This window comes from Streptomyces sp. NPDC058371, assembly GCF_042723265.1.
Taxonomy (GTDB): domain Bacteria; phylum Actinomycetota; class Actinomycetes; order Streptomycetales; family Streptomycetaceae; genus Streptomyces.
Genome location: NZ_JBHXJC010000003.1, coordinates 513,903 through 535,081, shown reverse-complemented (window position 1 = coordinate 535,081; position 21,179 = coordinate 513,903). Strand labels below are relative to the sequence as shown.

At 70.4% G+C, this 21,179-nt stretch carries 20 protein-coding genes and 1 tRNA gene; 7 read left to right on the top strand and 14 right to left on the bottom strand.

Annotated features, from left to right (window positions below; all coding sequences use genetic code 11):
* Positions 1 to 30 precede the first annotated feature (30 nt).
* From ACFWM2_RS13900 to ACFWM2_RS13890, 3 genes are read right to left on the bottom strand one after another with little or no spacing between them, the layout of a single operon-like run.
* Positions 31 to 804, bottom strand: a complete 774-nt coding sequence (locus ACFWM2_RS13900) for an energy-coupling factor ABC transporter ATP-binding protein (RefSeq protein ID WP_383277846.1) — start codon at positions 802 to 804, stop codon at positions 31 to 33.
* Positions 792 to 1,553 (bottom strand): cobalt ECF transporter T component CbiQ, encoded by a 762-nt coding sequence (cbiQ, locus tag ACFWM2_RS13895; protein ID WP_383277843.1) that lies wholly within the window; start codon positions 1,551 to 1,553, stop codon positions 792 to 794. The genes ACFWM2_RS13900 and cbiQ overlap by 13 nt, the downstream gene beginning before the upstream one ends.
* 1 nt (position 1,554) lies before the next feature.
* Entirely contained in the window at positions 1,555 to 2,607 is a 1,053-nt protein-coding gene (locus ACFWM2_RS13890) for an energy-coupling factor ABC transporter permease (RefSeq protein ID WP_383277840.1), read from the bottom strand.
* 169 nt (positions 2,608 to 2,776) lie between these two features.
* Between ACFWM2_RS13890 and ACFWM2_RS13885 the strand changes: the two genes are divergently transcribed.
* Positions 2,777 to 3,124: an SsgA family sporulation/cell division regulator gene (locus ACFWM2_RS13885; protein ID WP_383277837.1), complete on the top strand. Its 348-nt coding sequence runs from the start codon at positions 2,777 to 2,779 to the stop codon at positions 3,122 to 3,124.
* Positions 3,125 to 3,239: 115 nt separating this feature from the next.
* Here the strand turns inward: ACFWM2_RS13885 and ACFWM2_RS13880 are convergent, their stop codons facing one another.
* Positions 3,240 to 3,578 (bottom strand): MerR family transcriptional regulator, encoded by a 339-nt coding sequence (locus ACFWM2_RS13880; protein WP_383277834.1) that lies wholly within the window; start codon positions 3,576 to 3,578, stop codon positions 3,240 to 3,242.
* 898 nt (positions 3,579 to 4,476) lie between these two features.
* On the opposite strand from ACFWM2_RS13880, the gene ACFWM2_RS13875 reads away from it, so the two are divergent.
* The gene (locus ACFWM2_RS13875) at positions 4,477 to 4,866 is read left to right on the top strand and encodes an ATP-binding protein (protein WP_383277831.1); all 390 of its coding nucleotides are present in this window, start codon (positions 4,477 to 4,479) and stop codon (positions 4,864 to 4,866) included.
* Between the two features lie 39 nt (positions 4,867 to 4,905).
* Here the strand turns inward: ACFWM2_RS13875 and ACFWM2_RS13870 are convergent, their stop codons facing one another.
* Positions 4,906 to 5,115, bottom strand: a complete 210-nt coding sequence (locus tag ACFWM2_RS13870) for a DUF397 domain-containing protein (RefSeq protein WP_383277828.1) — start codon at positions 5,113 to 5,115, stop codon at positions 4,906 to 4,908.
* Complete coding sequence (locus ACFWM2_RS13865; RefSeq protein ID WP_383277825.1) at positions 5,112 to 5,960, bottom strand: helix-turn-helix domain-containing protein; 849 nt, start codon at positions 5,958 to 5,960, stop codon at positions 5,112 to 5,114. Before ACFWM2_RS13865 ends, ACFWM2_RS13870 begins: the two co-directional genes overlap by 4 nt.
* 140 nt (positions 5,961 to 6,100) lie before the next feature.
* Here ACFWM2_RS13865 and ACFWM2_RS13860 point away from each other — a divergent pair, with 140 nt between their 5' ends.
* A complete protein-coding gene (locus ACFWM2_RS13860) occupies positions 6,101 to 6,544 on the top strand; it encodes an ATP-binding protein (RefSeq protein WP_383277822.1) in 444 nt (147 codons plus the stop codon).
* A 40-nt stretch (positions 6,545 to 6,584) separates the two neighbouring features.
* On the opposite strand, the gene ACFWM2_RS13855 is transcribed toward ACFWM2_RS13860, so the two are convergent.
* The gene (locus ACFWM2_RS13855; protein ID WP_383277819.1) at positions 6,585 to 8,816 is read right to left on the bottom strand and encodes an MMPL family transporter; all 2,232 of its coding nucleotides are present in this window, start codon (positions 8,814 to 8,816) and stop codon (positions 6,585 to 6,587) included.
* A 170-nt stretch (positions 8,817 to 8,986) separates the two neighbouring features.
* Positions 8,987 to 9,577: a TetR/AcrR family transcriptional regulator gene (locus tag ACFWM2_RS13850; RefSeq protein WP_383277816.1), complete on the bottom strand. Its 591-nt coding sequence runs from the start codon at positions 9,575 to 9,577 to the stop codon at positions 8,987 to 8,989.
* A gap of 190 nt (positions 9,578 to 9,767) precedes the next feature.
* Here ACFWM2_RS13850 and ACFWM2_RS13845 point away from each other — a divergent pair, with 190 nt between their 5' ends.
* Both ACFWM2_RS13845 and ACFWM2_RS13840 read left to right on the top strand, forming a co-directional pair.
* Complete coding sequence (locus ACFWM2_RS13845) at positions 9,768 to 13,271, top strand: S41 family peptidase (protein WP_383277813.1); 3,504 nt, start codon at positions 9,768 to 9,770, stop codon at positions 13,269 to 13,271.
* A gap of 467 nt (positions 13,272 to 13,738) precedes the next feature.
* The gene (locus ACFWM2_RS13840) at positions 13,739 to 14,575 is read left to right on the top strand and encodes a class I SAM-dependent methyltransferase (RefSeq protein ID WP_383277810.1); all 837 of its coding nucleotides are present in this window, start codon (positions 13,739 to 13,741) and stop codon (positions 14,573 to 14,575) included.
* 290 nt (positions 14,576 to 14,865) lie between these two features.
* On the opposite strand, the gene ACFWM2_RS13835 is transcribed toward ACFWM2_RS13840, so the two are convergent.
* The 4 genes from ACFWM2_RS13835 to ACFWM2_RS13820 all read right to left on the bottom strand — a co-directional run bounded on the left by ACFWM2_RS13835 (position 14,866) and on the right by ACFWM2_RS13820 (position 18,631).
* A complete protein-coding gene (locus tag ACFWM2_RS13835; RefSeq protein WP_383277807.1) occupies positions 14,866 to 15,051 on the bottom strand; it encodes a hypothetical protein in 186 nt (61 codons plus the stop codon).
* Between the two features lie 84 nt (positions 15,052 to 15,135).
* Complete coding sequence (locus tag ACFWM2_RS13830; protein ID WP_383277805.1) at positions 15,136 to 16,020, bottom strand: SDR family oxidoreductase; 885 nt, start codon at positions 16,018 to 16,020, stop codon at positions 15,136 to 15,138.
* Positions 16,017 to 17,099 (bottom strand): alpha/beta fold hydrolase, encoded by a 1,083-nt coding sequence (locus ACFWM2_RS13825; RefSeq protein ID WP_383277802.1) that lies wholly within the window; start codon positions 17,097 to 17,099, stop codon positions 16,017 to 16,019. Before ACFWM2_RS13825 ends, ACFWM2_RS13830 begins: the two co-directional genes overlap by 4 nt.
* Complete coding sequence (locus ACFWM2_RS13820; RefSeq protein WP_383277799.1) at positions 17,096 to 18,631, bottom strand: flavin-containing monooxygenase; 1,536 nt, start codon at positions 18,629 to 18,631, stop codon at positions 17,096 to 17,098. The genes ACFWM2_RS13825 and ACFWM2_RS13820 overlap by 4 nt, the downstream gene beginning before the upstream one ends.
* A gap of 233 nt (positions 18,632 to 18,864) precedes the next feature.
* On the opposite strand from ACFWM2_RS13820, the gene ACFWM2_RS13815 reads away from it, so the two are divergent.
* Positions 18,865 to 19,497, top strand: a complete 633-nt coding sequence (locus tag ACFWM2_RS13815; RefSeq protein ID WP_383278321.1) for a MerR family transcriptional regulator — start codon at positions 18,865 to 18,867, stop codon at positions 19,495 to 19,497.
* Between the two features lie 88 nt (positions 19,498 to 19,585).
* Here ACFWM2_RS13815 and ACFWM2_RS13810 read toward each other — a convergent pair whose 3' ends face one another.
* Entirely contained in the window at positions 19,586 to 20,386 is an 801-nt protein-coding gene (locus ACFWM2_RS13810; protein WP_383277796.1) for an exodeoxyribonuclease III, read from the bottom strand.
* 58 nt (positions 20,387 to 20,444) lie between these two features.
* On the opposite strand from ACFWM2_RS13810, the gene ACFWM2_RS13805 reads away from it, so the two are divergent.
* Entirely contained in the window at positions 20,445 to 20,921 is a 477-nt protein-coding gene (locus ACFWM2_RS13805) for a GNAT family N-acetyltransferase (RefSeq protein ID WP_383277793.1), read from the top strand.
* Between the two features lie 72 nt (positions 20,922 to 20,993).
* Here ACFWM2_RS13805 and ACFWM2_RS13800 read toward each other — a convergent pair.
* Positions 20,994 to 21,067 (bottom strand) — tRNA-Ala (locus tag ACFWM2_RS13800).
* Positions 21,068 to 21,179 lie beyond the last annotated feature (112 nt).

Sequence of the window (21,179 nt, the reverse complement as noted above, 5' to 3'; positions counted from 1 at the left end):
TCACACCGCTCGACCCCGTCTCGTCGTTCGTCACGCGCCCATTGTCACGGAACGCGGGTCGAACCCGAAGGGCAGCTCCAGACGGTGAGTGCGCATCAGCTCGTCGTTCGAGAGCAGCTCGCCGGTCCGCCCGTCGGCCGCGATCACGCCGTCGCTGAGGATCATGGCCCGGGGGCAGAGTTCGAGGGCGTACGGCAGATCGTGCGTGACCATCAGCACGGTCACGTCCAACGACCGCAGGATGTCAGCGAGTTCGCGCCGCGAGGCGGGGTCCAGGTTGGAGGACGGCTCGTCCAGGACCAGGATCTCCGGTTCCATCGCGAGGACCGTCGCCACCGCCACCCGGCGGCGCTGGCCGAAGGAGAGGTGGTGCGGCGGACGGTCCTTGAACTCCGCCATGCCGACCTGCGTCAGCGCCTTGTCCACCCGTTCCTCGAGTTCCGCGCCCCGCACACCGGCCGCAGCGGGTCCGAAGGCGACGTCCTCGCGCACGCTCGGCATGAAGAGCTGGTCGTCCGGATCCTGGAAGACGATGCCGACCTTGCGCCGGATCTCCGCCATGTGCTTCTTGCCGACCGGCAGCCCGGCGACCGTCACGCTCCCGGCGCCACCGCTCAGGATGCCGTTGAGGTGCAGGACGAGCGTGGTCTTGCCGGCGCCGTTCGGCCCGAGCAGCGCGACGCGCTCACCGCGTCCGACGGTGAAGTCGACGCCGAAGAGGGCCTGGTGGCCGTCGGGATAGGCGAAGGCCAGCCCGGCCACGTCCAGCGAGGGGGTCACAACGGAGGAGGTCACAGGGTCCATCCCAGCAGACATACGGCGAGGGCGGCGACGGGGAGGGCGAGCGCGTACGACCACTGCGCCCGGGACGCGGTCACCTCGTCGATCACCGGCATCGAACCGGCGTACCCCCGGCTCACCATGGCGAGATGCACCCGCTCCCCGCGCTCGTACGAGCGGATGAAGAGCGCGCCGGCAGACTTGGCGAGGACGCCCCACTGCCGGACACCGCGGGCCTCGAAGCCGCGCGACTCGCGGGCGATCCGCATCCGGCGCATCTCGCCGGTGATGACATCGCCGTAGCGGATCATGAAGGAGGCGATCTGCACGAGCAGCGGCGGGAGTTTGAGCCGCTGGAGGCCGAGCAGCAGTTCGCGCAGTTCGGTGGTCGAGGCGAGCAGGACGGAGGCGGCGACACCCAGCGTCCCCTTGGCGAGCACGTTCCAGGCGCCCCACAGGCCGTTCAGGCTCAGCGAGAGTCCCAGCACGTCCACCCGCTCGCCCTCGGCCACGAACGGCATGAGTACGGCGAAGGCGACGAACGGGATCTCGATCAGCAGCCGCTTCAGCAGGAAGCCGGCCGGTACGCGGGCCTTGTACGCGACGCCGGCCAGCAGGACGGCGTACAGCGCGAACGCCCACATCGCCTCGCGCGGGGTGGAGACCACCACGATCACGAAGGCGAAGGCCGCCGCCAGTTTGGTGTGCGGGGGCAGGGCGTGCACGGGCGAGTGCCCGTGCCGGTAGAGCTTGTGCGCATGTCCCGCGCCCACGTCAGACGCCTTCGGGAAGCGAGGTCGGGGAGGCCTCGCTCGTACGGCGCCTGCGGACGGCCCAGAAGATTCCGGTGCCCGCGACGATCGTGACGCCGACGCCGATCACGCCGGCGAGACCGCCGGAGATCCGGGCGTCGGAGACGTCCTTGACGCCGTACCCGGCGAGCGGCGAGTCGTCCGACGCGTGCTTCTGCGCCTTCTTGTCGATGCCCTGGTCCTTGGCGACCTTCTCCAGGCCGTCCGGGTTGGCCGAGGCGTAGAAGCTGACGAACCCGGCGAGCACGAGGGAGGTGACGAGTCCGACGGCCCACACCTTGCGCCGGGAGGTCCGGGCGACGACCGGCACGGCGACGGGCTCCGGCACGTCGACCAGCTCACCCTGCACCCGCAGCTTGAGGCGCTGCTGAAGGCCCCGCGCGCCGTAGACGAGATCCGGTCGTACGGCGATGACGGCGCCGACCGTGAGTGCGGTGATCGCGGCCTCGCCGATGCCGATGAGGATGTGGACGCCCACCATGGCCGTGGCGACCTTGCTGATCGGGACGTCGGTGGTGCCGCCGATCGCGTAGATGAGGGTGAAGACGACCGCCGCGGCGGGCACGGAGAGCAGCGCGGAGACGAACGCGGCGACGGTGATGGAACGCCGCTTGCGCGGCAGCACCTTCACCAGCCCCCGGAAGACGAGGTACGACACGACCGTCGTGGTGATCGCCATGTCCGTGATGTTCACGCCGAGGGCGGTGAGGCCGCCGTCCGCGAAGAGGATGCCCTGCATCAGCAGCACCACGGAGACACAGAGGACCCCGGTGAAGGGGCCGACGAGTATCGCCGCCAGCGCTCCTCCCAGCAGATGTCCGCTGGTCCCGGCGGCGACCGGGAAGTTCAGCATCTGTACGGCGAAGATGAAGGCGGCAACCAGGCCGGCGAGCGGCGCGGTCCGCTCGTCCAGCTCGCGCCGGGCCCCCTTGAGGCTCACGGCGATGGCGCCGGCGGCGACCACTCCGGCGACCGCGGAGACCGGGGCGTTGATGAATCCGTCAGGCACATGCACCGTTCGAGGATAGCGCCTTGTTGCGAATGGCTTGCAAGAGCGTGTGCCCAGGAATAGTCGCGTACGGGCAGGTGGCGGCCCAGGGGCGAGTTCCGGGAAGTGTGCGACATTGGATGAAGAGCGGGATTCACAGCTTCTGCTTAGGTTACGCAGCGTGAGGAGCCGTCCGATGTCCGTCGTCGAACAGTACGCACGAGCCCACATCGTCACGGAGACCTCGGAGGGCCAGAACGCCGTCCCGGTCGTCCTGCGCTACGACCCCGAGACCGACCCGCGCTCCGTCCGGATCGGTCTGCCCGGCCCCCACGAGTGGGAGTTCTCCCGCGAGCTGCTGGAGCGCGGTCTGCGCGCCCCGGCCCGCAGCGGTGCCGTGGAGATCTGGCCGTGCGGCCGGGTGCAGGCGGTGCTGGAGTTCCACTCCACCCAGGGCGTGACCGTCGTCCAGTTCGACTCGAAGGCCCTCGTACGGTTCCTGCGGCGCACGTACACGGTGGCGGCCACGCCGGTTCCGCACTAGCGCTGCCGCTCAGGCCGATCGGTCCGTTTAACGACGTTGCCCGGAACGCTTTGCGTCCCGGGCAGCATGCGTGGGCTGCAGTCGCGAAGCCGCCGGGGGCCTCGGGGCAGCCGCCTCAGACCGCGACCGTTGGGTTCGCCGATTCGGCGGCGCGGCGGTGTTCGGCGTTGATGCGCTGGGCGTCCTCGAGCTGGTCTTCGAGGATGATGATGCGGCAGGCGGCCTCGATGGGAGTGCCCTGGTCGACGAGTTCCCGGGCGCGGGCGGCGATGCGCAGTTGGTAGCGGGAGTAGCGGCGGTGTCCGCCTGCGGAGCGGAGCGGGGTGATGAGGCGGGCTTCGCCGATGGCGCGGAGGAAGCCCTGGGTGGTGCCGAGCAGTTCGGCGGCCCGGCCCATCGTGTACGCGGGATAGTCGTCGTCATCGAGACGGCCGAACGAGTCGTCTGCTGTCATTGCACCTCTCTGTGGAACGCGTTGAGGGGCCCTGGCGCCATTGCGCCAGGGCCCCGAAGGAACTGCTACACCATCCGCCGGCCCTGATACTGCGCCGGCCTACTGTGTCCGCAGACCCGACCGAGATGCTGTCGGGTGTGCTGGGATCGCGGTTGCTTGACCGGAGACCACCCCACTATCGATGTCCTGCGGTACCCGGGCTCAAGACGTCCGCCCGGGCGATCCAGATGGCGCTCGGCTCCTCCGTTCTTCCCTCGGTGATCAACTACTTGCCGAACTGGGGACTGCGTACTGCTCTACCGCACATGCTGGTGATGCGAACTGCTCAGTGGCCTGCGACAGCACCACTCTTCGGCAGCCAGCCCCGTCGCCCGTCATGCGTCCGCTCTGGCTTGGAACCCCACTGCCGAACTTCCCGGTGCGCGCGTCCGCAGCCGACGCCTTCACCGAGGTGCTGCTCACTGACTTCACTGCGGGGTACTGCGAACTGAGTAATGCCACCGCGACAACTGCGGTCTTGCTCACGGCGGCCCCTGATCACCGCGGGCCACCCGGTCCGGTCGTCAGTCCCGTCGCCGTCCTGCAACAACCCTGGCTTCGAAACTCCACCACCGCACCGTCCTGCGCACTGCAACTGCGTTACTGCTGCCCGGCAGTTCGTGTCTGCCCGGGCCTTGCTGATCTCGGCTACGAGAGAAACCATAACCACACGGCTCACCAATGTCTACCCCGGCCAACATAGATTTCCGATCGCTCGCCGATGAGGCAATCGGTCTCGAACAGTGACGCGAACAGGTGCGAAGCCGTCCCCCCGGCCCGGTTGACGGGCCGTCGACCGGGGCACAACCACCGCGCAGACGGGACCGGGAATGGACGATCCAGAGACCAGGGAGACCTGATGGACACCTTGAGCGTCAACGTCGCAACCGTCCGCTCCGCGACGTCCGTGACCGGCGCACGCAGGAGCGCCCGGGGCTTCCTCGAAGGTCTCGGCCATCCGATCGCAGCCGAGGCTGCCGACACCGTGGTCCTGGTCGTCTCGGAGCTCGTCACCAATGCTCTGCGCCACGGCGGCGGCACCTGCACCCTGGACCTGACCGCGCACCCGGACAGCATCGAGGTGGCCGTGCATGACCCCAGCCCGCAAGCTCCGCGCATGCGCACCCCCGACCTGAACGGCGGCACCGGAGGCTTCGGCTGGCCCATGGTCAATCGCCTCGCCCTCGCCACCGCGGTGAGCCGCCGGATGCCCGACGGCAAGACCGTAAGCGCCCTTCTCGCGCGGTAGCGCCAAGGCGTCGGCGCCCCTTTGGCGCCTACGTCAGGCTCAGCTGCCCGAGACGTACGCCACGAACTCCGTCCACGTGGTGGGTTCCACGGCGAGGCGAGGGCCGTAGGTGTTCTTGGAGTCCCGGATGTGGATGGTGGTGGGGGTGGGGGCGACCTCGACGCACTCGCTGCTATTACTACTGTCGCTGTAGCTGCTCTTGCGCCACTTCAGCTCGGAGCCGTCCTCGGCAGAGGGCTTAAGGGTCATGTCTCTCCCAGCACTTGCTCGATGAGGGCCGCCGACTCCCGGGGATTGAGAGCCTGCGCCCGGATCATGCCATGCCGTAATTCCAGGATTCGCAGTTGCCTGGGTTCGGAAACCGGGCGGCTGTTGAAGGCACCCTCGGAGCGCCCCACGGCCGTACCGTCCTCGAACTTCAGCACCTGGGTCTCACCCTGCATCCCGGCATGCTCCTCGCGGTCTGTCGGCATCACCTGAATCGTGACGTTCCGCAACTTCCCTACCTCCAACAGCCGTTCAAGCTGCCGGCGCAGCACCATTCTCCCTCCGAGTGGGCGCCGCAGGGTCACCTCCTCCTGAACGAAGATGAGCGCAGGGGCTGGTTCCCGCTCGAAGATCGACTGACGTGCCATGCGTGCTGATACCGCTCGCTCCACCTCGTCACGCGAATACGCCGGTTGCCGCATCTCGAAGAGCGCCCGGGCGTACTCCTCCGTCTGCAGAAGGCCGTGGAGGTTGTGGTCCCCGTAGGCCACCAGCTCAACCGCCCGCTCCTCCAGCATCTTCAGCTCGCGTACCTTCTTGGGATACCGGGCCTTCTCCATGTCCTCCCGGAACGCCCTGATGCGGCCCCCGGCGTTCAGCGCCTCGTCCGCCCGGTCCAGGAACTCCGCGCGGGGAATCCGCGCCCCGCGCTCCACCTTGCGGATCAGGTCCTCGCCGTATCCGATGGCCTCCCCGAAGTCGGCCACCCGCATCCCGGCCGCCTCGCGCCAGAGTTTGATCTGACGGCCAGTCGACTCCACCACCGGAGCGATCTCGTCCTCCGGACTCACGTCCCACCCGGGCTTGTCCGCACCCTCGCTGTTCATACCCACCCACCTCCAACGCGCACCCGTACCCGTACGGCCCCCGGGACAGCCGGGACAGAACGGGACAACGACCGGACAGTCCCCGTACGCACCGGCGTGATCACCGCTCAGAGTAGGCAAGGTCCGCCACGCTGAGTGACGTGAATCAGGAAACCGTCGGGGCGCGGCCCCAACTCGGCCACCCCATCCGTAACTTCAGCGTCCTGCTGTCCCCCACGCCCCGCGGCGCCCGCCTCGGCCGGCTACTCGCCGTCGAGCAACTGCGCTGCTGGGAGCTCCCGTTGGACCCGGCGGGCCAGATCGTCGCCGAACTGGCGGCCAACGCGGCGACCCACGGCCGGGTGTCGGGCCGCGACTTCCGCCTGACGCTCTACGTGGTCGGCGCCACGCTCCGGATCGAGGTGACGGACACGCGCGGTGACCGTCTGCCCGCGCTGCCCGAACAGGCGCCCCCGGACGCCGAGTCGGGCCGGGGGCTGCTCCTGGTGGCCGCGCTCGCCGACCGCTGGGGTGTCACTCCGGGCCCGCCGCCGCGCAAGACGGTCTGGGCGGACGTACCGCTGGAAAAAGGCGACCGCCGGTGAGGGGGCGCTCACCGGCGGTCTGGTCAGAGGGGCGGTCGGGTCAGACCCGTACCAACTCCCGGTCCTCGTCCCCGTCCTTGGCGGCACCGGCGTCCTGCGCGCGCAGGGCCTCGCCCTCGACGTCGACGTTCGGCAGTGCGCGGTCCAGCCACTTCGGCAGCCACCAGGCCCACTTGCCCAGCAGGGCGAGCACGGCCGGGACGATCGCCATCCGGACGATGAAGGCGTCGAAGAAGACGGCGATGGCGAGGCCGAAGCCGATCATCTTGATCATCGACTCGCTGGAGCCGATGAAGCCGGAGAAGACGGCGATCATGATGACGGCGGCGGCGGTGACCACGCGGGCGCTGTGCCTGAAGCCGGTCACGATGGCCTGCCCCGGCCGCTCCCCGTGGACGTACGCCTCCCGCATCCGGGTCACGAGGAACACCTCGTAGTCCATCGCGAGACCGAAGACCACACCGACCATGAAGATCGGCATCATCGACATGATCGGACCGGTCTCCTCGACCCCCATCAGCCCGGACAGCCAGCCCCACTGGAAGACCGCGACGACGGCGCCGAGCGCGGCCAGCACCGAGATCAGGAAGCCGAGGGCCGCCTTCAGCGGGACCAGGATCGAGCGGAAGACCACGATCAGCAGCAGGAAGGCCAGACCCACGACGAGCGCCAGATACGGCACCAGCGCGTCGTTGAGCTTCTGCGAGAAGTCGATGTTCATCGCCGTCGAGCCGCTGACCAGCACGTTCGCGTCGGTGTTGGACTTGACCGTGCCGCCCGAGTCACGGATGGCGTGGACCAGGTCCTCGGTCTTCGTCGAGGACGGCTTGGAGTCCGGAATCACGTTGATCATGGCCGTGTCACCGGCCTTGTTGTACGTCGCCGGGGTGACCGACACGACGTCGTCGAGGTCCCTGACCTTGTTGGACACCGTGGTGACGGCGTCCTTCGGGGCGTCGCTCGACTTGGCGTCCACGACCACCATCAGCGGACCGTTGAAGCCGGGTCCGAAGCCCTCCGACAGGAGGTCGTAGGCGCGGCGCTGGGTGGTGGACGTCGGCTGCGAGCCGTCGTCCGGCAGACCCAGTTCCAGCGAGGCCGCCGGGATCGCGGCGGCACCCAGGCCGATGACACCGAGGAGCAGGACGGCGAGCGGCCGGCGGACGACGAAACGCGCCCAGCGCGTACCCATGTTGGGGCGCTCTCCGGCCGCGGCCTGCTGCGCCTTCTTGCGTCCGCCGCCGAGCAGCCGGCTCTTCCGGCCCGCGGGCTGCACCTTGCGGCCCGCGTAACCGAGCAGCGCGGGAATCATGGTGAGCGCGATCAGTACCGCGATGGCGACCGTACCGGCGGCCGCGACACCCATCTTCGTGAGCATCGGAACGTTGACGACGGCCAGGCCGACCAGGGCGATCACGACGGTCAGGCCCGCGAAGACCACCGCCGATCCGGCCGTGCCGACGGCGCGTCCCGCCGCCTCCTCGCGTTCTCGGCCCTCGGCCAGTTCGGCGCGGTAGCGGGAGACGATGAAGAGGGCGTAGTCGATGCCGACCGCGAGGCCGATCATCATCGCGAGCGTGGAGGTGGTGGTACCGAGGTCGAGCGCGTTCGCCAGGGCGGCGATGGTGGAGACGCCGATGCCGACGCCGACCAGCGCGGTCAGCAGCGGCAGTCCGGCCGCGATCAGCGAGCCGAAGGTGATCACCAGGACGACCGCGGCGACCGCGATACCGATGATCTCGGTGGACCCGGTCTCGGGCACGGCCTGGAGCGCGTCACCGCCGACCTCGACAGTCAGCCCGGAGCCCCGCGCGTCCTGCGCGGCCTCCTTCAGCGCGTCCTTGGTGGCGTCCTTCAGCTCCATGCCGGAGACCTTGTACGACACCTGCGCGTACGCGATCGTGCCGTCCTTGCTGATGGACTTGGCCTTGAACGGGTCGGTGACGGAGGTGACCTCGGAGCCGTCGCCGAGCTCGTCGACGGTCTTCTCGACGGCGGCCTTGTTCGCCGCGTCCGCCATCTTCTCGCCGCTCGGCGCCTGGAAGACGACGCGTGCGGTCGCCCCGTCGGCGTTCATCCCGGGGAAGCGCTGCTCCAACAGGTCGAAGGCCTTCTGGGCTTCGGTGCCCGGGATCGAGAAAGAACTGGTCCCCGCGGTGGGGGCGGAGGCCGCTCCGACGCCGGCGAGCGTCAGGAGGGCCACCCATATCAGGGCGACGAAATGCCGTCGCCTGAAGGCGAGTCGGCCGAGTTTGTAGAGGAACGTGGCCACGAGGGCGTACTCCCGGTCAGGTCGTGGGACGACAAAGGGCTGGTGAGATCCCCGCTGGGCGTGGGGGACGGCAGCAGGGATCAGCCCGACGACGTGAGCGGTCGCGTCAGGTGGGTCAAGACTTCAGGGTTTCACTTGAACAGCTGGGACTTGAGAGGGGGTCGAGGGAATCAGGCGCCGAGCGCGGGGAGAACGACGGCGTCGATGTACGAGGTGAGGAAGTCCTGCGTCGGTGGCAGTTCGTCGATCATGGTCCGGGCCGCGAAGCCGCCGACCATCATGTGCACGACGTAGGCCATCGCGGGGTTGTCCGGGCGGACTTCGCCCCGGTCGATGGCGCGTCGCAGCACCACGCGCATCTCTTCCACCTCCGGCTCGATGAGCAACTCCCGGAAGGCGCGCAGCAGATCGGGGTTCCCGTGCATCGCCATGGCCAGACCCCGCATCAGCGCGGAGTCCTGCTCCATCTGGCAGTCGTCCGCGCGCAGGACGAGCGCGTGCAGGTCTCCCCGCAGGGATCCGGTGTCGAGGTTGGTGAAATCGGCCCGCTTCTGGTGCCGCATCGCCCTCGCCACCAGCTCGGCCTTGCCGCCCCACTGGCGGTAGAGCGTGGCCTTGCTGGACCGCGTACGGGCGGCGACGGCGTCCATCGTCAGGGCGTCGTAGCCGACCTCTCGAAGCAGATCGAGCACAGCCGCGTACAACTCGGCTTCGCGCTCGGGCGTGATCCGACTGCGACGCACCGTTGCGGCTTCAGTCATCCCACTCACCTTCCTCTGCTTCGACTGCTTGGTTCCTGTGCCGGTTCTTACCTCTCTGAACATACCCTGAGAACCTGCGAAACGAAACCGTTTCGTACGTGTGCTGTGTCACGGGTCACCTCTCACCGGTGGGGCGCTGGTTTCCCTGGCACGAGTTGCCGGGGGCCGCCGGGCGGAAAAGCATGGGGAGGTGAGCGACGCGTACGAGAAGGCGACCCCCGGGGAGCACGCACCCGGATACCTGCGCTTCCCGCACCTCAGCGGCGACCGGATCTGCTTCGCGACCGAGGACGACCTGTGGGTGGCCCCGCTCGACGGCCCGGGGCGCGCCTGGCGGCTCACCGTCGACCGCACCAAGGTCGGCCACCCCCGCTTCTCCCCCGACGGCCGCCACATCGCGTACACGAGCTGGCGCAGCCTCGTCCCGGAGATCCATCTGGCGCCGGTCGACGGCGGCCCCGGCCGGCGGCTCACCTACTGGGGCAGCGCGGACACCCGGGTCTGCGGCTGGACACCCCCCGACAAGGACGGCCACTGCGACATCCTCGCCGTCGCCTCGCACGGCCAGCCCTTCTCCTACTTCACCTGGGCCTACAACGTCCCCACCACGGGCGACCCCGGCGGCCGGCTGCCCTGGGGCCCGGTCTCCGACATCCAGGTCGCCGACCTCGCGGGCGAGCGCAGGACGCTGCTGCTCACCGGCACCCCGCCGCACGAGCCGGCCGCGTGGAAGCGGTACCGGGGCGGTGCGACGGGACGGCTGTGGCTGCACGGGCAGCGGATCCTCGACGGTCTCGACGGCCATCTGCACTCGCCGATGTTCGTGGGCGACCGCATCGCCTTCCTCTCCGACCACGAGGGCATCGGCAACCTCTACTCGTGCGCCCACAACGGCTCCGACCTGCGCCGGCACACCGACCACGACGCCTTCTACGCCCGGCACGCCGCGAGCGACGGCACCCGGGTCGTCTACCAGTGCGCCGGGGACCTGTGGATCGTCGACGACCTCTCCCCCGACTCGCAGCCGCGCCGCCTCGACATCCGCCTGGGCGGGCCCCGCGCGGGCCGGCGCAGGTACCAGGTGCCCGCCGCGCAGCACATCGACGGCATCTCCGTCGACGAGACGGGCCGCGCCGGCGCCGTCGTCGTACGCGGCAGCCTCTACTGGCTCACCCACCGCGACGGGCCCGCCCGCACCATCACGGACACCCCGGGCGTACGGGTCCGGCTCCCCGAGATGCTCGGCTCGGGCGGCCAGGTCGCCTACGTCACCGACGCGGAGGGCGAGGACGCCGTCGAGATCGCCTACCTGCCGCGCGCCAGCGGCGACCGCAAGCCCCGCCGGCTCGCCTCCGGCGAACTGGGCCACGTACTGGAACTCGTCGCCGACCCGCAGGGTGAACGGCTCGCGATTGCCTCGCACGACGGACGGCTGCTGCTCATTGATGCGGCTGAGGAGGCGGGGGAGGCTGACGGGGCTGACGGGGCTGATGAGGCTGGAGGGGCTGGAGGGGCTGAGGGCGGGGGGACCGAGGGGGTGGAGGGGGACTGGGCCCTGGGGTCTGAGAGGGACGGGGTCCTGCGGTCTGACGGGGATGGGGCCGGGGGGTCCGAGATAGACGGGACCGGGGGGTTGGGCGGTCTGGCCGCCGGAGTGTTGGGCGGCGAGGCGAACGGGCGGGTGACCGAGCTGATCCAGTCCATCAACGGGCCGGTGCGGGACCTGGCGTTCTCGCCCGACGGGTCATGGCTGACCTGGTCGCACCCCGGCATCGGGCGCTCCCTGCGGCAGATCAAGATGGCCCGGATCGACGGACCGGGCGCGCGGCTGATCGTCGACGTCACCAACGGCCGCTTCGAGGACGAGAATCCGGTCTTCACCCGGGACGGGCGGTATCTGGCGTTCCTGTCCTGGCGCGGTTTCGACCCGGTGTACGACGTGCACACCGGGGACCTGTCCTTCCCGCTGGGCTGCCGCCCCTACCTCGTGCCGCTGTCCTCGGCCACCCCCTCCCCCTTCGCCCTGAACCCCGACGGGCGCCCGGTCGCCGGCGGCCTGGACCCCATCGAGGACGAGCCGGGCGACGGCAGCGCCACCAGCGTCGAGGTCGAGGGCCTGGAGAGCCGGGTGACCCCCTTCCCGGTCACCGCCTCCAAGTACTCCGCGCTGTACCCGGTCGCCGGCGGCGGACTCGTCTGGCTGCGCTGGCCGATCTCCGGCGCCCTCGGCGAGACCTTCGCCAACCCGGACGACATGACCGGCCGCCCCACCCTGGAGTACTTCAACATCGCCAAGGCGAAAAAGTCCGAACTCGTCGACCACCTCGACTGGTTCGCCGTCAGCGGCGACGGCAGCCGGCTGGTCGTGGTCGACGAGGGCGACCTGCGGGCCGTCCCCTCCACGGAGTCCGGCGACGGCGACTCGACCGTCTGGATCGACCTGCGCCGCATCCTGCACGAGGTGGACCCGCCCGCCGAATGGCACCAGGCGTACGAGGAGGCCGGCCGCATCATCCGCGCCTACTACTGGGACCCGGACATGTGCGGCATCGACTGGGACGCGGTCCTCGCCCAGTACCGGCCCCTGGTCGAACGCGTCGCCTCCCCCGACGAGTTCGCCGACCTGCTCCGCGAAGTCCTCGGCGAACTCGGCACCTCCCACGCCTACGTCTCCGCCGCCCGCCGCAACGAAGGCCCGCCCCACTACCAGCGCTGGCAGGGCCTGCTCGGCGCCAACTTCGTCCGCCGGGACGGCAACTGGACCCTCAAGCGCATCCTCCCCGGCGACTCCTCCGACTCCAAGGCCCGCTCCCCACTCGCCGGTTCGGGCATCCGCGAGGGCGCCGTCCTCACCCACGTGGACGGCCGCCCGGTGGATCCGGTGACGGGCCCGTACCCGTTGCTCGCGGGCGCGGGCGGTACGACGGTGGAGCTGACGTTCATCCCGGCCGAGGGTGAGGGCCGCTCCCGCCGGGTGGCCGTGGTCCCGCTCATCGACGAACGCCCCCTGCGCTACCAGGACTGGGTCGCCAAACGCCGCGACGTCGTCCGCGAGTTGAGCGGCGGCCGCTGCGGCTACCTCCACATCCCGGACATGGGCGGCTCCGGCTGGGCCCAGTTCAACCGCGACCTGCGGATGGAGGTCTCCCGGCCCGCACTCCTCGTCGACGTGCGCGGTAACGCCGGCGGCCACATCAGCGAACTGGTCGTCGAGAAACTGACCCGCAAGATCCTCGGCTGGGACCTCACCCGCAACGCCCAGCCGGTGTCCTACGCCTCCAACGCCCCCCGCGGCCCGGTCGTCGCCCTCGCCGACGAGGCCACGTCCTCCGACGGCGACATGATCACCGCCGCCTTCAAACTGCTCAAGCTCGGCCCCGTCGTCGGCCAGCGCACCTGGGGCGGCGTCGTCGGCATGACCGGCCGCCACCGCCTCGGCGACGGCACGGTCATCACTGTTCCCATGAACGCGGCCTGGTTCGACGCCTACGGTTGGTCCGTCGAGAACCACGGCGTCTCCCCCGACCTCGAGATCCTCCGCACCCCCCTCGACTGGGCAGAGGGCCGCCACGCCCAACTCGACGACGCCATCCGCCTGGCCCTCGACCTCCTCTCCACCCACCCCGCAGCCTCTCCCCCCGACCACTCATCCATCCCCGACCGCAGCCGCCCGAGGTTGCCTGGGAGGGGGTAGGGGTGGGGGTAGGGGTGGGGGATGTGGAGTGGGGTGGTCGGGAGGTGAGGTGGTCGGGAGGTGAGGTGGTCGGCAGGTGAGGTGAGGGCGTGTGAGGGGTGGTGGGGGCGCGTCGGATGCGATGGGCGCGGGGCGTGGGGCGTGGGGCGTGGGGAGAGAAGTGGAGGCGCACGGCATGCGAGAGGCGCGGGGGGTGTGGAGCGAAGTGGAGGCGCGGGGTACGTGAGAGGCGCGGGGCGCGCGCGGGGAAAGGGGGCGCGTGGGTGGCGGTTGGCGCGGAGCGCGAACGCTGGTGCTGGTGCTGGTGCTGGGCGCGAACGCTGGTGCGGGGCGCGGGACGCGGGGAGCGGGGCGCTGGCCCGGTGGCGCTGCATGCAGGTAGGCCGTCGGGGGGCGCGTAACGAGTAGTGGGGGCGCGCCCGATGCGATTCACGCGGGGCGCATGGAGCGAAGCGGAGGCGCACGGCATGCGAGAGACGCGGGGCGCGCACGGCGCGCAAGCGGCGGGGCAGTACGACGTCTGGGCCGCCGGGGACGCGTACGAGCGGTACATGGGTCGGTGGAGCCGCCTGGTCGCGGAACGGTTCGCGGCCTGGGTGGACCCGGGCCCCGGCCTGCGGTGGCTGGACGTCGGCTGCGGCACCGGCGCACTGACGTCCGCGGTGACCACACGATGCCGGCCCCAGCTGATGGTGGGCGTGGACCGGTCCTGGGCGTTCGCGGAGGTGGCGGCGGCAGCGATCGCGCCGGGACGTGGGGGCACAGCTGTGGCCGACGCCCAGGCACTCCCCTTCCGTGACGCGACCTTCGACGCGGCCGCCGGCGGCCTGGTACTCAATTTCCTTCCCGACCCCACCGCCGCACTGGCCGAGCTCGTACGAACCGTGCGCCCGGGCGGCCTGATCGGCGCATACGTCTGGGACTACGCCGAGGGCATGGCGTTCCTGCGCCACTTCTGGGACGCGGCGAGGTCCGTGGACCCGTCGGCCGCCTCACTCGACGAGGGACACCGCTTCCCCTTGTGCCGCCCGGAACCCTTGCGTGCGCTGTGGACGGACGCGGGACTGGACGACGTAAAGGTCACGCCGATCGAAGTACCCACCCACTTCGCCGGGTTCCCCGACCTGTGGGAGCCGTTCCTCGCCGGTCAGGGCCCGGCGGCCGGGTACGTCGCCGCGCTTCCCCCGGAGTTGCGGGACCGCGTACGCGAGGCGTTGCGCACGTCGCTCACGACGGCGCCCGACGGGTCGATCGCGCTCACGGCGCGGGCGTGGGGGGTGAAGGGCCGGACACCGAAGCGCTAGCGCCAAGCAGCGAACACCGGGCCGCAGCGCGCTGACGGAGGCGCCCATCGGGGCGCGGCGCGCTGCCAGAGGCGCCCACTGGAGCGCCAAAGGAGCAGCGCACGCCCCCTAGAGCAGCACGCACGCCCATCAAGACGCGCACACGCCCCACGCGCACGCCCCCCAGCAGCCCGCACTCCCCTCAAAGAGGCGCCCACGCCTCACGCGCACGCCCCTCCAAGGAACGTGCACGCCGAAGGGGCGCCCCCACTCATGAGGGCACCCCTGTTCCGGCAGGGCCGGCCGCAGCGTCAGGCGTCGTAGTCCTCGTCGAGCCGCTCACGCGCAGTGCGCTCACCGCGCTCCATCTCCTGCTCGGCACTTTCGCGTCCCTGCGAAGAGCGCTCGCTCGCCTCGTCCTGCTGCTCGCCGAACTTCTTCTTCGCCTGCTGCTGCATCTGCTCGGACTTGTCCTGGAACTGGTCCTTGATGCCCATGGAATTCACTCCCGTAGTGGGTGAGGGGATCGGGGCTCGACCAGATTGACACGCTCGGACATACCGCGCATTTCGATCAGTCACTCACGGTGAAGTGCCCTGCCGCTTCTCCTCGTCCGCAGCCCCGCCCGCCCCCACAAGCCCGCGGGAGACAGCGTTCAGCCGCGGCTCGAACCGCCGCATCTCCCGCTGCCCCACCGCCCCGATGAGCCCCGGGAGATACCCGCGGATGCCCTGCATCCCCCGCAGCCACCACTGCGCGTACACATGGCTCGACCGCCGCTCGATCCCGGCGACGATCCGGTCGACCGCCGGCCCCAGTGGATACGTCTTGTTGGACGGCCACGGCAGCCGCTGCCGCAACTCCCGCATCACGTCGTCCTGGTCGGCGCCGCGCACCATGTCCGTGTCGGTCCACGACAGATACCCCACCCCGACGCGCACGCCCTTGTAGCCGACCTCGGCGCGCAGACTGTGCGCGTACGCCTCCACCCCCGACTTGGACGCGCAGTACGCGGTCATCATCGGCGCCGGCGTGATGGCGGCGAGCGAGGCGATCTGCAGCAGATAACCGCGGCTCTCCATCAGCACCGGCAGGAACGCGCGCGCCGTCACCGCCGAGCCGATCAGGTTGACCTCGATGACCCGCCGCCAGGCGACCGGATCGGAGTCCACGAAGGGACCGCCGTTCGCGACACCGGCGTTGGCGACGACGATGTCGACCTTCCCGAACCGCTGCTTGACCTCCTCGGCGACCCGCGCCATCGCCTCGTGATCGGTGACGTCGGCGTACCAGTGGTCGCTCTCACTGTGCAGACGCTCGGAGACCTGCTTGAGCGCGTCCGCCTCCAGGCCGACGAGCGCGATCTTGGCGCCGCGCGCGGAGAGCTTGCGCGCGAGGAGCTCACCGACACCGCGCGCCGCCCCCGTGACGACCGCGACCTGTCCTTCCAGACTCACCTTGCTCATGCGCCCGCTTCCTTCAGCTCGTCCCGCACGTCCACCGGCGCTCGCACGTCCACCGGCGCCTGCACGTCCTCCCGCGCCTGCGCATGCGCCTCTTGCCGCCCCGGAGCCGCCCCCGACCCCTCTCCAGCTCCCTGCACTTTCTGCTCCTGCACCTGCTGCTCCTGCCCGTGTCCTTGTCCCCGGACATACACGCCGACGAGTTCCCGGATCCGCCCGGTCACCGCCTCCGGCGCCTCGACGGGCGTCATGTGCCCCAGCCCGGGCAGCTCCGTGATACCGACACAGTTCGGCAGCGCCGCGACGAGGGCGCGCGCGTGGACGACGGGCGTCATCCGGTCCGCCGTACCGACCACCACCGCGGTGGGCATCCGCAACTCCCGCACACCGTGGTCGAGATCGAGCAGATCGAGCACCTGCGACCAGGAGTGCCGCACACCCCGGGGACACGCATGCACGATCCGCGCACACGCGTCGACCATGGCCCGCGACGAACCGGGCCCCATGGTCGCGTACTTGAGAATCCGCCTGGCCGGCGGCGAGACCGGCCCGAGCGGCGCCCGCGAACCCAGCACGGACTGAGTGATACGGGTCCGCAGCCGCCCGGCACGCATCGGGATCACCAGCGACTCGGCGACCAGCCGCGAACTGCCGGTGCTGCACAGCAGTACCGCCGCCGCATGCTCCCGGAAGCGGGGGCGCCCGGCCGCGGCCATCAGCGTCATCCCGCCCATGGAGTGCCCCACCAGCACGGCCTGCTCACCGGGCGCGAGGGTGGCCGCGAGCACCGCCTCCAGGTCGTCGGCGAGCGCGTCCGTACTGCACGCCTCGCTCACGGGACTGCGCCCGTGCCCGCGCTGGTCGTACGCGATGACCCGGTGGTCGACGGCGAGGTCCCGGATCTGCGCCGCCCAGAAGGCGGTCGAACAGGTCCAGCCGTGCGCGAGGACAACGGGGGGCGCGTCCTCGGGTCCGTGCGCCTCTACGTGCAATCGGGCGCCGTCAGGGGAGTCCACGGTCAGCACGCGCGCCGGCACGGGGGGCGCGTAAGGCCCGCTCGCCACATGCATCAGCCGGCTCACGCCCCCGCCTCCACCGTCTTCTTCGTACGGGACTTCCCGGGCGCCGGCGCCACCGGCGCCTCAGGGGCGCGCAGCACGTCGTACTCGGCGAGATCCACGCGCCGGGTGGCGTTGCGGAACTCGGTCGTCGTACCGGGCCAGATGGTGGTGTTGCGGCCGTTCGCGTCGAGGTACCAGCTGTTGCAGCCGCCGGTGTTCCAGACCGTGCGCTTCATGCGCTCCTGGACCTTGTGGTTCCAGCCGTCGACAGCCGTGGGACGCGGGTCGAGGGCCGCACGGCCGCCAAGGACGTCCAACTGCCGTACGTAGTCGGCCAGGTAGTTCAGCTGGGACTCGATCATCAGGATCATGCTGGAGTTCCCCAGGCCCGTGTTGGGCCCGATGATCGTCATCCAGTTGGGGAACCCGGCCGCGGTGGCGCCGCGCAGCGACCGCATCCCGTCCTTCCAGGTCTCGGCGAGCGTCCTGCCCTCCGCGCCCACGACCCGCTCCGCGATCGGCATGTCGGTGACATGGAAACCCGTACCGAAGATGATCGCGTCGACCTCGGCCTCGCTGCCGTCGGCGCCCACCAGGGTGGAACCGTCGATCCGGGCGAGACCGGAGGCCACCACGTCCACATTGGGGCGGGCGAGCGCCGGATAGTAGGTGTTGGAGAGCAGGATGCGCTTGCAGCCGATGCGGTAGTCCGGGGTGAGCTTGGCGCGCAGCGCCGGATCCTTGATGGCGCGCGCGATGTTCCGCTTGGCCAGCCGCTCCACCAGGCCCAGTTGGTCGGGCCGCTTGGTGAACGCCTGGACCTGCAACTCCCGGATGCCCCACAGCAGTCCGCGCCGCGCCTGCGTCGTGAACGGCAGCTGCCGGTGCAGCCACCGCTCCGCCGGGCTGATGGCACGGTCGACGCGAGGCATGACCCACGGCGGTGTCCGCTGGAACAGCGTCAGCCGCGCGACGTCGGGCTGGATGGACGGCACGATCTGAATGGCCGAGGCCCCGGTGCCGATCATCGCGACGCGCTTGCCGCGCAGGTCGTAGTCGTGGTCCCAGCGCGCGGAGTGGAACACCTCTCCGGTGAAGGTGTCGATCCCCGGGACGTCCGGGACCTTGGGATCGGAGAGCGGCCCGGTGGCGGAGACGACGAGGTCGGCGGTGAGCGTCCCGCTCGCCGTCTCGATCTCCCAGCGCAGCTGCTGGGCGTCCCAGCGCATCATCTTCACTTCGGAGTCGAAGCGGAGGTGCGACCGCAGCCCGAAGACGTCGGCGACGTGCTCCAGGTAGGCGCGGATGTGCTCCTGACCGGAGAAGGTCCGCGGCCAGTCGGGATTGGGCGCGAACGAGAACGAGTAGAGGTGGGACGGCACGTCGCAGGCGCAGCCGGGATAGCTGTTGTCCCGCCAGGTGCCGCCCACGGTGCCGGCCCGTTCCAGGACGACGAAGTCGGTCACGCCTTCGCGTCGCAGCCGCACGGCGGCCCCGAGGCCCCCGAACCCGGACCCGATCACCGCCACCCGTACATGCTCGTGCTCGGTCATCCCGACGCCTCCCTGGTCCGCACGACTCTGCCAGTGAATACTGGCGCAATGGGGAGAGTAGAGGAGCTTCGTACTCATGGGTAGGGGTCGGGACGGGGAAAGTTACCCGGGGTACGACGTAGGGTGCCGACGTGGCTGAGGGATCAGGAAACCGGGGGCGCGAGGCACAGGCGCGAGCGCGGGCGCGCGACAGCACAGGCGCGCCCCCCGAGCCCGGCAAGCGCGAATACCGCATGGAGGAGCTGGCCAAGGAGGCCGGCATCACCGTGCGCACCCTGCGCTTCTACCGCGAACGCAAGCTGATCCCGCCGCCCCGCCGCGAGGGCCGTATCGCCTGGTACGACGCCGGCCACCTGGCCCGCCTGCGCACGATCTCGGCGCTGCTGGAGCGCGGTCACACCCTGAACGGCATCGCGGAACTGGCCGAGGCCTTCGACCACGGCCGCGACGTGCGCGAGCTGCTCGGCCTCGGCGAACCCACCGAGGAGACCCCCGTCCGCCTCTCCCCCGAGGAACTGGCCGACGTCTTCGCCGGCCAGGCCACCCCGGAGAACCTCGCCGCCGCGCTCGACCTCGGCTACCTGGGCACCGACGGCACGGAGATCGTGCACATCAGCCGCCGCCTCCTCGACGTGTCGGCGGCACTGGTCCGCGAGGGCATCCCGCTCGCGGACGTCCTGGGCGCCGCCCGCCGCGTACGCGAGCACACGGACGCCCTCGCCGAACTCTTCACCGACCTGGTCCTCGCCCAGGACCGCACCCCGGAAGACCTCCAGCGCCTGCGCCCCCTGGCGAAGAGCGTCGTGGAAGCCGAGCTGTCGATGGCGCTCGACCGCCGCCTGCGCAATCCGGAAGGCACGCCGTAGCCCCCCCCCCGGTCGCCGCCCCCTGCTCGGTCCTGGAGGGCACACCTGTCCTACAAGGCCCGTATCGGCCCTACAGCCCATATCAGCCCTACAGGTCGTAGACCACCGTCACCGGCGCATGGTCGGACCAGCGCTCCCCATGGGTCGCCGCCCGCTCCACGAAGCCCTTGACGGCCTTCCCCGCCAGCCCGGGCGTCGAGACGTGATAGTCGATGCGCCATCCGGCATTGGTGTCAAAAGCCCTCCCCCGGTACGACCACCAGGAGTAGGGCCCCTCGACGTCCGGATGCAGGGCGCGTACGACGTCCACGTACCCGGCGCCCTCCTCGAACACCTGCCCCAGCCACTCCCGCTCCTCCGGCAGGAACCCGGAGTTCTTGCGGTTGCCGCGCCAGTTCTTGAGGTCGGCCTCCTGATGGGCGATGTTCCAGTCACCGCAGACGACGACCTCGCGCCCGTCGGCGGCGGCGCGCTCGCGCAGCCCCTTCAGATAGCCGAGGAACTCCCCCATGAACCGGATCTTCTCGTCCTGCCGCTCGGTCCCGACCTCACCGGAGGGCAGATAGAGGCTGGCGACGGTGACACCGGGCAGGTCGACCTCGACGTACCGTCCACTGGCGTCGAACTCCGCGGACCCGAACCCGACCTGCACGCGGTCCGGCTCACGCCGTGTGTAAAGGGACACACCCGCGCGCCCCTTGGCCGCGGCGGGCGCGTGCACGACGTACCACCCCTCGGGCTCCCGCACGCCCCCCGGGAGCTGCGCAGGCTCGGCCCGCACCTCCTGCAGGCAGAGCACATCCGCGGAGGTCCCGGCGAGCCACTCCACGAAGCCCTTCTTGGCGGCGGCCCGAAGTCCGTTTACGTTCACAGAGGTCACAGTCAGCACTCGGGCACGATACTTAATCCGTACCCCGTTCCTGACGCATAGATGTACGATGCTGCGCATGAATATCCGCCCGGTCCCGTTCGACCACCCCGACGCCGTCAAACTCAATGACCAGGTGCAGCTCGAATACGCCGAGCGCTACGGCGACGAGGGCGACCTCACACCTCTCGACCCGTCGATGTTCGAGCCGCCGCTCGGCCGCTATCTCCTCGCGTACGACGAGCGGGAGCGCCCGACAGCGACGGGCGGCTGGCGCACCCAGAACGAGAACGCCGAGGGCTACTCGGACGGCGACGCCGAGCTCAAGCGGATGTACGTGATCCCCGAGGCCCGCGGCCTCGGCCTGGCCCGCCGCATCCTGGCCGACCTGGAGGACGACGCCCGCGCGGCCGGCCGCACGCGGATGGTCCTGGAGACGGGCGCCATGCAGCCGGAGGCGATCGCCCTCTACGTCTCCAGCGGCTACGAGCCCTGCACCAAGTTCGGCCTCTACCGCCACGAGCCCCTGAGCCACTGCTTCGCCAAGCCGCTGTAACCCCGGCCCGACCGGGCCCCGGGCACACGCGAGAACCCCGCCGGACGAATCCGACGGGGTTCTCAATTGCGGTGGACCTGTGGGGATTTGAACCCCAGACCCCCTCGATGCGAACGAGGTGCGCTACCAGACTGCGCCACAGGCCCTTGCAACGAGAGAAACTCTAGCATCCCCATCCGGGTGCTTGGAAATCCGTTCCTGGCTGGTCAACAGAGGTGGACCGAGCAGCCACGACCGTCGCCTCGACCGGGGGTCTGC